General features: G+C 41.3%; 10 protein-coding genes. 3 read left to right on the forward strand and 7 right to left on the reverse strand.

Going from position 1 to position 12,465, the window contains the following annotated elements; all coding sequences use genetic code 11:
- Positions 1-429 precede the first annotated feature (429 nt).
- Positions 430-1,635, forward strand: a complete 1,206-nt coding sequence (locus ADA42_RS03185) for an MFS transporter (RefSeq protein WP_004938790.1) — start codon at positions 430-432, stop codon at positions 1,633-1,635.
- 31 nt (positions 1,636-1,666) lie between these two features.
- Here the strand turns inward: ADA42_RS03185 and ADA42_RS03190 are convergent, their stop codons facing one another.
- From ADA42_RS03190 to ADA42_RS03205, 4 genes are all read right to left on the reverse strand, one after another.
- On the reverse strand, positions 1,667-2,614 hold the full coding sequence (locus ADA42_RS03190) for a nucleoside hydrolase (protein ID WP_004948193.1): 948 nt from the start codon (positions 2,612-2,614) through the stop codon (positions 1,667-1,669).
- A 74-nt stretch (positions 2,615-2,688) separates the two neighbouring features.
- Entirely contained in the window at positions 2,689-3,540 is an 852-nt protein-coding gene (locus tag ADA42_RS03195; RefSeq protein WP_004948196.1) for a 2OG-Fe(II) oxygenase family protein, read from the reverse strand.
- Positions 3,541-3,664: 124 nt separating this feature from the next.
- Positions 3,665-4,915, reverse strand: coding sequence for a NupC/NupG family nucleoside CNT transporter (locus tag ADA42_RS03200; RefSeq protein ID WP_004938801.1), 1,251 nt, complete (start codon positions 4,913-4,915; stop codon positions 3,665-3,667).
- A gap of 670 nt (positions 4,916-5,585) precedes the next feature.
- A complete protein-coding gene (locus ADA42_RS03205) occupies positions 5,586-5,933 on the reverse strand; it encodes a hypothetical protein (RefSeq protein WP_004938807.1) in 348 nt (115 codons plus the stop codon).
- 266 nt (positions 5,934-6,199) lie between these two features.
- Between ADA42_RS03205 and rbsK the strand changes: the two genes are divergently transcribed.
- Together rbsK and ADA42_RS03215 are read left to right on the forward strand one after the other, a co-directional pair.
- The gene (rbsK, locus tag ADA42_RS03210) at positions 6,200-7,129 is read left to right on the forward strand and encodes a ribokinase (protein ID WP_004938810.1); all 930 of its coding nucleotides are present in this window, start codon (positions 6,200-6,202) and stop codon (positions 7,127-7,129) included.
- A 273-nt stretch (positions 7,130-7,402) separates the two neighbouring features.
- On the forward strand, positions 7,403-7,888 hold the full coding sequence (locus ADA42_RS03215) for an Lrp/AsnC family transcriptional regulator (protein ID WP_004948198.1): 486 nt from the start codon (positions 7,403-7,405) through the stop codon (positions 7,886-7,888).
- A gap of 125 nt (positions 7,889-8,013) precedes the next feature.
- Here ADA42_RS03215 and ADA42_RS03220 read toward each other — a convergent pair whose 3' ends face one another.
- The 3 genes from ADA42_RS03220 to ADA42_RS03230 all read right to left on the reverse strand — a co-directional run bounded on the left by ADA42_RS03220 (position 8,014) and on the right by ADA42_RS03230 (position 12,389).
- Positions 8,014-8,739: a hypothetical protein gene (locus tag ADA42_RS03220; RefSeq protein WP_004948200.1), complete on the reverse strand. Its 726-nt coding sequence runs from the start codon at positions 8,737-8,739 to the stop codon at positions 8,014-8,016.
- A gap of 71 nt (positions 8,740-8,810) precedes the next feature.
- Positions 8,811-11,450 (reverse strand): bifunctional aconitate hydratase 2/2-methylisocitrate dehydratase, encoded by a 2,640-nt coding sequence (locus ADA42_RS03225; RefSeq protein WP_004948202.1) that lies wholly within the window; start codon positions 11,448-11,450, stop codon positions 8,811-8,813.
- 579 nt (positions 11,451-12,029) lie between these two features.
- The gene (locus ADA42_RS03230; protein ID WP_048763551.1) at positions 12,030-12,389 is read right to left on the reverse strand and encodes a hypothetical protein; all 360 of its coding nucleotides are present in this window, start codon (positions 12,387-12,389) and stop codon (positions 12,030-12,032) included.
- Positions 12,390-12,465: the final 76 nt, after the last annotated feature.

The raw sequence follows: 12,465 nt of genomic DNA on the forward strand, positions 1-12,465 counted from the left end.
AATAACCTATATATGACCAACCGTAAGGGAAAACATCTTGTGAACGTTAGCTCCCGACTCAGCATCTCATCGAAATGAAACCGTTTGGATGACAAACAGACCATGATGATTCTTTAATTCTAAACAGCTAATTTTAAATGTATTTTGATTTATACATCCAGCATTATTTAATGCAATAAAATCGAACAACGCGAAGGCAATAAAAAACCGAATTATGAATAATACTCATCTTATCATGGATGGCTTGAACCGACTGCAATTCAGCAAGCGTATTTGCACGCACAATCACGCACAATAAAGTCAATCAAACACATCATGCTTAAATTTAAGTTGATATTCGCACTAGCTTCTTGCCCGAGTTCGCTTCGCTTTTATGTTCTTTTTCCATTATAATTTTCACTGTTTTTTCTCCCATTTTGTCTTTTTATTATGTCTTTAAAACCGAACACTTCTGTTCGATCAGCCCGACAATTTTCATTATTCTGGGTCATTCTCGCTTTAGCCAGTGGGGGTTTTTGTATTGGAACCACTGAATTTGTCGCGATGGGTCTGATACAGGAAATAGCGTCTGATCTACAGATTACTGTGCCACAAGCGGGTCATTTTATTAGTGCTTACGCACTTGGAGTGGTAATTGGTGCGCCAGTCATTGCAATTTTGGGTGCACGTGTACCACGTAAAACTTTACTGCTTGGCCTGATGCTATTTTACGGCATTGCAAATGCACTGACTGCACTGGCAAAAACACCGGATATGATTTTAGTCTCGCGATTTATCGCAGGCTTTCCGCACGGCGCCTACTTTGGTGTGGGCGCTTTAGTGGCGGCAGAACTGGCAGGGCCAAATCGTCGTGCATCTGCAGTGGCGCAAATGATGATGGGCTTAACCGTTGCAACCGTACTTGGCGTACCGCTGGCAACTTGGGTAGGCCAGCAGTTTGGCTGGCGCTCAGGATTTGAATTTTCAGCCCTCATTGCCCTTGTTACCTTAGTGTCTGTTGCAGTTTTTGTACCTCAAATACAAGTCCGTAGCACGGCCAGTATACGAAGTGAGCTATCCGGTTTAAAAAATATCAACATGTGGCTGACCCTTGCAGTTGGTGCAATTGGCTTTGGCGGCATGTTTTCGGTATATAGCTATGTATCGCCAATTTTGACTGAATATACTAAAGTTAGTATTCAGATTGTGCCGATTGCCTTGGCAATCTGGGGCATCGGTATGGTGATTGGCGGCTTGGTGGCAGGTTGGCTGGCCGATAAAAATCTCAATAGAACCATTATTGGCGTTCTCATCAGTGCGTCACTGGCTTTTATTGCTGCCAGCTTCATGATGCACAACGTATACACCGCCATTGCTGGCTTGTTTATGATTGGTATTACGGTGATGGGTTTGGGTGGTGGATTACAAATGCGCCTGATGGATGTAGCCGGAGATGCACAAGGCTTGGCAGCATCGCTGAATCACTCTGCCTTCAATATAGCCAATGCACTAGGTGCCTATTTGGGTGGTTGGGTATTGAGCCATAATATGGGCTGGATTGCACCTATCTGGGTGGGATTTGTACTCAGCCTAGGTGGGCTGATTATTTTATTGATTGCCTTTGCAGTTGAGAAAAAAACCCGAGCAGTACACTGATCGGGTTTAATCATAGCTGATACAACTTCAATTACGCGTAAGTCGCCAGTCGCTCTGACAGTAATTGAAAGAAGGCATCTCGGTCAATGCTACGTAAAAACTCGGCATTGGCCTTACGCCCAGTCACATTCCACCAATCGGCAACCGTTGCACCCACAGTCAGCGGGCTATCTGTTTCAATTTCAACGTTAATCCAACGGCCTGTAAATAACGCTGGATTAATCATGTAGCCAATCACACATGGATCATGTAATGGCGCACCTTCCGAGCCATATTTTTCCATATCGTAACGCTCAAAGAAGTCAGTCCATGCTGCAACAGCCGGTCCAACCTTATTGTTCATTTTACGCAGACCATCCACCCACTCTTTTGAGGTTAATGCCTGATGAGTCACATCTAATGGAATGACGGTAAGTGGAATGCCCGCTGCAAACACAACTTTTGCTGCATCAGGATCGACAAACATATTAAATTCAGCTGATGGTGTAATATTTCCGCCTTCAAAGAAACCACCCCCCATGAGGACAATTCGCTCAATACGCGTGGCGATATCAGGGGCTTTGAGCAGTGCCTGAGCCGTGTTGGTCATTGGGCCTAACGAGCAAATCGTAATCGATTTTTCTGGTGCACGGCGAAAGGTTTCAATTAGAAATTCGACTGAATGCTCAGGACGAAGCGGCATTTTCGGTTCAGGTAATTCAATTCCATCTAAACCCGTTTTGCCATGCACATTTTCTGCAGTAATTAATGGACGTTTGAGCGGACGATCACATCCTGCAAATACAGGAATGTCTGGACGACCAGCCAATTCACACACTTTTCTGGCATTTACGCTGGTCAAACTTAAAGGTACATTTCCAGCAACTGTCGTAATTGCCAAAACATCAAGTTCCGGGCTGGCCAGCGCCAGTAAGATCGCAACTGCATCGTCTTGCCCTGGATCTGTATCAATAATAATTTGACGAGGTGTATTAGTCATTCCACTACCTTTTTTTAAAAAACAGCCTGAACTCGTGCTCAAGCCAAAACGCAATATATAAATCGATCTAAACGTTATAGCAAAATTTTGCCATCTTGGATTACTTTGAGTTCGCGCATTCGTTCTGCATGATATTCACCGGCGGTATAGCGTGACGAGAGCACCACATCACCACGTGGTTGTAAAAAGAATGGCATCGAAATTCGTTCTTGCTGTGCATCTTGATCTTTGAATTTCACCACACGATGGGTGGTCGACGGGTAAAAGAACTGGGACGCTTCTTGAAGCATATCGCCAATATTAATAACCAGTGAATTCGGCTCGACAGGCACATCGTACCACTCACCTGCTGCATTTTTTACCTGAAGCCCCGGTGCTGTCGCAGCAGGCAAAATGGTAATGAGATTAATATCTTCATGCGCAGCAGCACGAACATAATCTTGATCTGTCGCTACAGGTGTATAACGTAATACGCGTAATAAACCCTCCGCGCCCTCAATCATACTTGGCAACGGCTCACTATAGGCAGCGCGAATATGCTCGGGTGTAAACTCCTGAATCCATTGTAAAAGATGTTTAGCCAAGCCGAATGCTTGTTGATAATAATTTAAGCTCAGCGCTGATAATTCGGAAGGAAATACACCAGAAGGGAAAATATGAAAAAATTCTTTTAAATCTTTGACCGTTTCACCTTTGGCTGTTTCGGATAAGTCGGTTGGAAAAAATCCGCCTTTTTGTTCGGGGCGAACACGGTAATTGTTTTTATACTCAGATTTAAAAAATGTCAGCCACTCAGTGTAGATCGACTGGATTAATGACCAGTCCAGCGGATGATTGATAATCACGGCAAAACCAGTTTCACGTAACGACTGTGCAAATGCAGCCCCTGCTTGGGGATGCGTATAATCAATGGTTGCAATGTGCATAAGAACTCCATGTTATTGTGTTTATGGAAGCAAAAAATAAGCCGTATTTATAGAATGAAATACGGCTATTTTTGTCAGTATTTGGTCAAAACTGAATGCATTAAAACTATCTGCGACAACGCAATTAGAGCGCGAAGCCTAGACAAATACCGGCAATTGTTGCGCTCATCAAGTTTGACAAAGTCGCGGCCAACAACGCACGGATGGCAAGTTTAGATAATACGGGCGTCAATTTTGGTTCTACCATACCAAAAGCACCGAGTACTACACCAATCGAGCTGAAGTTGGCAAAACCACACAACCCAAAAGAAATAATGGCTGCGGTATGTGCCGAAATGGTTTGATCTGCCAGATGCGGCGCTAAGTTTAGGTAAGCAACAAACTCATTGATGACCAGCTTTTGCCCAAGCAAAGAACCTGCTAACTGCGCTTCATTCCAGTCTACGCCCATCACATAAGCTAAAGGAGAAAGGACATAACCAAAAATGGCATCTAAACTCAAGCCTGAATAGCCAAACCATCCACCCACGAAACCGAAGATACCGTTCACCAGACTGAGCAGGCCAACAAAAACCATAATCACGGTTCCGACACCTGCTGCAATTTTAAGCCCCATCATGGCGCCATTCGCAGCGGCCTCAATGATATTGGATGGACGTTGTTCGCCAAACTCAAGATCCGATACTTCAACAGTTGAAGGCTCAGTGGCTGGACTCAATAAACGTGCAAACAGAATACCGCCAGGAATCGCCATCAGCGAAGCCGCCAATAAGTATTCCATGGGTACGCCTAATCCGGCATAGCCAACCAATACCGAACCAGAAACAGCAGCCATACCACTACACATGACGGTAAACAGTTCATTTTTATTCATACGTAACAAAAATGGACGCAACGCAGCTGGTAATTCGTTTTGACCAATAAAGATGGTCGTCACCGCAGCAAAGGACTCAACCTTACTGATACCCAGCGCTTTTTGAAACAAACCACCCAGTACTTTAATAAATACCGTCATGATTTTTAAATAATACAAAATCGAAATCAGGGCAGTAACAAAAATAATGGTTGGCAGTACTTTCAGTGCAAAAATAAAACCTGCGCCATTAAATACTGTGTTCATCTGATCGCCGACCAAGGCACCGAACAAGAAAGCGCTACCTGAATCTGCATAACCAATCACATGGTTTACGCCATTGGCAAGCTGTTCAAAAATGTATTTTCCTAATGGAACATACAAAATGATAATTCCAAGCAGGAACTGCAAGCCCAAAGCCGGTAAAATCGTTCTCACTTTAATCATGCTTCGGTTATTGGAAAAAATATATCCAATCAACAAAAGAATAAAAATACCGATCAATCCACGATATTCAAACATTTTCATCTCCGTAACCTGAGCACACCCCATTCCAGCAACTCATGTCAACATCGTTGTACCTGCTGTATAAACAAACCAAGATGTCGTTACTGATCGCCCTGTACTCGAATTACCTTATCGCGCCATTCAGTGATGCTTCATAATCACTGATTTGTAAAATGAGGAATTGGAGACAATACAAAGATCATGCCATCTCAAAAAACAGCATGAATCTGAAAATTATCTTACCAATCATGATTTTGCCAGCTTTATACAAGGGGCAAATAATGCAAAAAGCCTAAAAATAAGCATTTGTTTTTAAACAAATATTTAATTGGGCTATTTATCGGGCGGTAAATTTAACAAAATTTTGCAGAGATTTCGAATGTTTTTTTTAGACTGCCCGATCAATTTTGATCAAATTAAAAAGCAGTATCGCATTTTTTTATTTTTTTCTTTTTATAATCGTGACTTAATTATATCAAACTCATAATAAAAATTTATAGCATTACAAAATTCTGCTTATGAATACCAGTGATGGTCTAAGACGTTGCCTTTTTTGAACTAACGGTAAAAAACAGTGCGTATTGAATCGTTTTTATACATTTAATTTTATGAACTTAGTGAAATACAGCACTGAGATTCAAAAAAACAAGCACGAAATGTGCTTGTTTTATGGAGAATTCATTTGTTATGCCGCCTTTGGATAGGTAATCACTTTACCCTGTGCCAGATGCGCAATTGCGTTACTGTTAAAATCGATAGTTAAAATATGGTTGTCATGGCTGATATGGTAAGATTTCACCAATGGTTCATTTCCATTATTGGTTTCAATCACGTATTCGTCCACGATATTGAGAATACCTTCTAAGTTGGTACTGCTCGAAGCGAAGTCATGATCAAAGAGATCATAAATCGTATTTAGGTTGAAGGTTTCTTGCACATGATTTGGATGATGCTTGATGTAGTTTTCTAGGAACAAAACAAGTTTGTGTGCAAAGAAATAGTAGTTCGGCTTATGAGTATAATGCAGATTCATCTCTGACTCCTTCAACAGTCTAGAATATCATTGTTTGTATGCCACTCATTCGTTTTAGGATTTCTATCTTAAATTAGTCTTAAAACACCTCCTTATGCATATCATTCTCACAATACGATAACATTATTAATTTTTGTTACTTTGCTTAAAAAAGCTGAATAACTAATCAGCAATATGGGCCACTTTTTTTAAGCGCTTGTTTGTTAAATTATACATCGCTTAAAATTAAAGGCATAATACGCCGCTTTTTTAATTTAGAGTTTCTAATGAGTTCAACCCGTCCTTTGCTTACTGTAATTGGCAGCATCAATGTTGACCATATCCTTTCTCTTGAACACTTCCCTCATCCGGGACAAACCCTGAATGGTCAGGAGTATCAGGTCGCGTTTGGTGGCAAAGGTGCAAATCAGGCAGTAGCAGCAGGCCGAAGTGGCGCCAATACCAGTTTTATTGCCTGTGTAGGTGGCGATGCCGTGGGCGAACAAATTCGTCACCAGCTCATCAAAGACCACATTGATACTCAAGCCGTACGTGCCGTTGAAGGTTTCACCACAGGTGTCGCACTGATTTTTGTTAATCAGCATGCAGAGAATTTTATTGGTATTCATGCCGGTGCCAATGCTGCGCTTGATATTGCGTATATCGATCAGCATGCAGAGCTAATTCAACGCTCAAGCGCAATTCTTTTACAGCTTGAAACACCGTTGGCGACTATCTTGCACGCTGCAAAGCTCGCCAAAGCTGCTGGCGTAAAAGTGATTTTAAATCCGGCGCCAGCTTGTGAGTTGCCAGAAGAATTACTACGTTTGGTCGATATTATTACGCCCAACGAAACTGAAGCTTTGAGCCTTACTAATGTGATTGTGCATGATGATCACGACGCTGCTGAAGCGGCAAATGTGTTGCATCAAAAAGGCATTAAAACTGTAGTCATTACTATGGGCTCTCGTGGTGTTTGGCTAAGTGAATACGGTCAGGGCAAACTGATTGAAGGGTTTAAAGTAAATGCAATCGATACCATTGCCGCAGGCGATACCTTTAACGGTGCATTTGTGACGGCACTTCTTGAAGGAAAAACCGCACAAGACGCTGCACGCTTTGCCAATGCAGCCGCCGCAATTGCCGTTACCCGATCTGGTGCCCAGCCGTCTGTGCCATGGCGTCAAGAAATTGATGACTTTTTGGCATCTCGATAAATGTATTTTGCATAAAAAAACGCAGATATTTCTGCGTTTTTTTATGCTTATTTTACTATTTCAGCGCGTGAAGTAAGCCTATTGAAAAGCACCCTTCTTTTCAATAGACTCGCTGCACATCAAAATCACTACCCATATGACTTTGATTGAATAAAAACATCTTAACTTGAACGCTCTCAAAAATTTTACCGAATATTCAATTTTTTTTAGTTTTAACAGCATAAAATTTATGTATATTGAAAATATACAGCATAATTTTCTTTGGTTTAAATTTTGAACAGCACAGAATACACATTAGACCGTACAGATCGGAAAATTTTATCTGCCCTTCGTGGTAATGGCCGACTCACGATTGCACAACTCTCCGAAGAGGTCGGTTTATCATCCTCACCTTGCTGGACACGACTAAAGCGGCTTGAATCACTTAAAATTATCGATGGTTATACTGCTAATATTAATGCCAAAGCCATTGGAATTAATGAATTATTTTTTATTGAAATTACACTCGAACGGCATGACGATGAAATGCTCGAAAACTTTAGCGAAGCACTTGCAGAAATTCCAGAAGTGATTGAGGCGCATTTGGTTACAGGAGAATATGATTATCTTGTAAAAGTTGCGGTGAAGGATTCAGAACACTATGAGCGGTTTTTAAGAAAGAAACTTTATTCCATTAAAGGAATTCGGCATACACGTTCGACTTTTGCACTACGTCCATTAAAATTGGCGCATACCGCAGATTTTATGCTGATTGAATAATGTTGAAGATAGTTGCTGCAACTGACAGCTAAATATGATTTAATACGCGCAGTTTGAGATGAGCCTCATACAGTATATGACTCGATTCGTATACGACTAGCCCCGCTAATATGCGGGGCTTTTTATTATTTTATAGGTAACAATTCAAGCAACTTAACACGAGCTGCTTTAGCTAAACTCTTTCCACGAATGGTAGATGGGTGTTGTATTTTATAGCATATAATTTTCTTCTTGTAGATAAATTGATAAAGCTGATTTTTACTGATGCCCTGATCAGCATAATGCTTTCCCTCTGAGTAAAAACATGGATTAAATAATTCTCTTCGATAAACTGTATTTTGACTACCATTTGCAAAAATAATAATATGAGGTTCAAAATAATTTATCTGCGCATTTAAAAGCTCGAAAGAAAGATCTTTAATGAAAGAAAAGTATTTAGAGTTTATTGGACTTTTTTCTTTCCAAGAAAAGCAAAATAAGTTGCAATAAACTAGCCCATCACTCCCCGAATGATCTGCAATAGATCTAGTAAAGTCATGGAAAGTGATTTTTTTACTTCTAGGCTCACTCAACATTTTTTTAAAAAAATTTTTATTCTTTTTTATTGATTCTGATAAATATTTATTCAGGGAATAATCTTGCTGTAAGTTAATATTCCATGCTCTAGTCTCTGCACCTATTATCATAATTTTATTTTTAGCATTCCAATAGTTATCTGGTTCACTAGCTAGAAATAAACCCGATAAACCTTCTGTTACTTTACTATTTTCATGATTTGTATTGAAGAAAGATTCATCTATTTTTCTTAATATATCCAGATATTCTTGTCTTAAACAATCGAAATTTTTCATTTTTTCTAAAATAATAAGGGCCGATTACTCAGCCCTTATTATTAACTCATTTAAACTCAATCATCAATCGATTAAGTTAACTGAGCCGCAGCAATTTTCTTGGTATCTACTTGATCAGCAGCATTGGTATATTCGCTCATTTGGTCGAAATTCAAATACTTGTAGATATCGGCAGACATGCTGTCGATTTGTGCTGCATATTGTTGGTACTCTTCTGGCGTTGGTAATTTACCAAGTACAGCAGCAACAGATGCAAGCTCGGCAGATGCCAAGTATACGTTAGAGCCTTGACCCAAACGGTTCGGGAAGTTACGTGTAGAAGTCGATACAACTGTTGTGTTCGGTGCAACACGTGCTTGGTTACCCATACATAGTGAGCAACCCGGCATTTCAGTACGCGCACCAGCACGACCATAAGTATTGTAAAAACCTTCTTCCATTAACTGGTGTTCGTCCATACGTGTTGGTGGTGCCAACCATAAACGAGTTGTTAATGAACCACTTGGTACTTTCTCAAGTAACTGACCCGCTGCACGGAAGTGACCAATGTTGGTCATACAAGAACCGATGAACACTTCATCAATTTTGTCGCCTTGAACGTCAGAAAGAAGTTTCGCATCGTCTGGGTCGTTCGGGCAGCAAAGAATCGGCTCTTTGATGTCTGCAAGATCAATTTCATACACTTTGGTGTATTCAGCATCCGCATCCGCCTTAAGAAGTGATGGATTAGCCAACCATTTTTCCATGTTTTCAACACGGCGCGCCATTGTACGTGCATCGCCATAGCCTTGTGAAATCATCCACTTCAACATGGTAATGTTTGAACGCAAGTATTCAGCTACTTTCTCTTCAGAAAGTGTGATTGCACAACCCGCTGCCGAACGTTCAGCAGACGCATCAGACAATTCAAATGCTTGCTCAACGGTCAAGTCAGTTTCCATTTCCGACAAGTCGATTTCTAAGATACGACCAGAGAAAATGTTTTTCTTACCTTTCTTCTCGACAGTCAAATCGCCTTCTTTGATTGCGTAGTAAGGAATTGCATGTACAAGGTCACGTAGCGTGATACCAGGCTGCATTTTACCTTTAAACTTCACAAGTACAGATTCAGGCATATCGAGTGGCATAACACCAGTCGCTGCCGCGAACGCAACAAGGCCAGAACCTGCTGGGAACGAAATACCAATTGGGAAACGTGTATGTGAGTCACCACCAGTACCGACTGTATCTGGAAGCAACATACGGTTTAACCAAGAGTGGATAATACCGTCACCTGGACGAAGCGACACACCACCACGGTTCATGATGAAATCTGGCAATGTGTGTTGCATCTGTACGTCGACTGGCTTTGGATAAGCAGCAGTGTGACAGAACGATTGCATAACCAAGTCAGCAGAGAAGCCCAAGCAAGCCAAATCTTTTAACTCGTCACGTGTCATTGGACCAGTGGTATCTTGAGAACCAACAGTCGTCATCTTAGGTTCACAGTAAGTACCCGGAATAACGCCTTGACCTTCTGGAAGACCACAAGCGCGACCCACCATTTTCTGAGCCAAAGTAAAACCTTTGCCTGTTGCAGCAGGTTGTACTGGCGTACGGAATAATGTAGATGGCTCAAGACCTAAAGCTTCACGCGCTTTCGCAGTTAAACCACGACCTACGATCAAGTTAATACGACCACCCGCACGTACTTCGTCTAGAAGTACTGGCGTTTTAAGTTCAGATTCAGCAATTTGCTCGCCGTTTTTGAACGCAGTGACTTTAGCTGCTGCATGGTCAATCTTAAGAACGATTTCGTCGCCCATGTTCATGTTGGCAACATCAATCTCTACAGGTAACGCACCAGCATCTTCCATGGTGTTGAAGAAAATCGGCGCGATTTTAGAACCTAAGCAGTAACCACCGTCTTTCTTGTTTGGAATGTGCGCGATTTCGTCACCGAAGAACCAAAGCACAGAGTTTGTTGCAGATTTACGAGATGAACCTGTACCCACAACATCACCAACATAAGCAACTTGATTGCCTTTCGCAATAAGTTCTTTAATTTGGCTTAGTGGACCAATTTCACCTTGTTTTTCAGGGTTGATGCCATCACGCTCGTTTTTCAACATTGCATTTGCGTGTAATGGGATATCCGGACGGCTCCAAGCATCTTGCGCTGGAGACAAGTCGTCGGTGTTGGTTTCACCCGTCACTTTAAATACGGTTAATTTGATTTCTTCTGGTACATCTTTGCGGCTGGTAAACCACTCAGCATCTGCCCAAGATTGCAAAACTGCTTTCGCGTTAGTGTTACCCGCTTTTGCTTTGTCTGCCACATCATGGAATGCATCAAATACAAGAAGTGTTTTTTTCAGTGCATCTGCTGCTAAAGCACCGAGTTGGGCATCATCCAGTAGCTCAACCAATGGTGCAACGTTGTAACCACCAAGCATGGTGCCAAGTAAATACACTGCACGTTCTTTCGAAACGAGTGGAGAGGTCGCTTCGCCTTTTGCCAAGGCTGCCAAGAAAGCAGCTTTAACATATGCCGCTTGATCGACACCTGCTGGAACGCGATTTTCAAGCAAGTCGACGAGGAATGCTTCTTCACCTGCTGGCGGGTTTTTAAGTAATTCGACTAAGTCAGCAGTTTGAGCATCATCAAGTGGCTTCGGTGGTACACCGAGTGCGGCACGCTCTTCAACGTGTTGGCGGTAAGCTTCTAGCACAGTGTTATTCCTCTTTTTAAAAATTTACTTGTGAATTCCTGCTTATTAAAGCTTCACAAGTAATATGGACAGCAAAATTTTACTAAAAATCAAGTGAAAAGTTAATGCAAGGACCGTATTTCTCCGTGATTCTCGTTATTTTATAGCGAAATAGTAGTACACCCTAAACAGCGCTAAAAACCATTCAAAATACCTGTAGTTCTTGCAATTGCTTCCTGATTTTTTGCTCCCTTTTGCATTCATCAAAATGCAGATGCATCATGCATGATTTAATCATGAAATGCGATATCCACCTTGCAGATCCTTTAAAAGAAATCATCTATTTATCTACACGAGTGTGCCAATAAAATGAGTGAATTTTTAGCAAACACAATGTCAAATATAAGGAAAGCCGTGTTAGACATGATGCAATAATCAAAATTGTTTTAAACTGTAGAATTGTCAGGCCCAGTGATCTGAATTAATCAGAATTCCAATCGATCATGTGGTTGCTTGATTTTATTCAAAGACGATTCGCCAACATGGGCGAATCAATCATATGGCATTATTTTATAAAGTAATTAAGCTTATCTCTTAAAATTAGAACTGCTTGTAATTTGGCACTTTATCGTGTGGAGTTGCCAAACATTTTTGCGTCACTTCAGTTCGGATCTGCTCACGGATTGCATCTGGCTTATCTGTCACTTGCTGTTGTGGTAGTGCATACACCTGTTCAACAATACTTAAAATAAAAGTTTTGGTGAACGGCTCTTCAATTTTATTGGCATGTTCAACGGCTTGTGTTTTCTGAATGCCATTTTGACGATCGAGCAAAATTGAACGCGCCGCATTGCCCATGCTGGTACAGTAGCCATGCCACTGTTCTTCAGGGGTAAGTGGTTTTTTTTCGCCACAGCCAACCAGTGCAACCAAGACAGTCAACGGTAGAAATTTTTTCATGAACGCTCTCCTTTGCAAATCATGATACTGAAATTTAGTTATTTTCCCAACTAGAACTTGGTTAAGTTTTTCATAG

The sequence above is a fragment of the Acinetobacter sp. 243_ASPC genome, assembly GCF_001054715.1.
Taxonomy (GTDB): domain Bacteria; phylum Pseudomonadota; class Gammaproteobacteria; order Pseudomonadales; family Moraxellaceae; genus Acinetobacter; species Acinetobacter soli.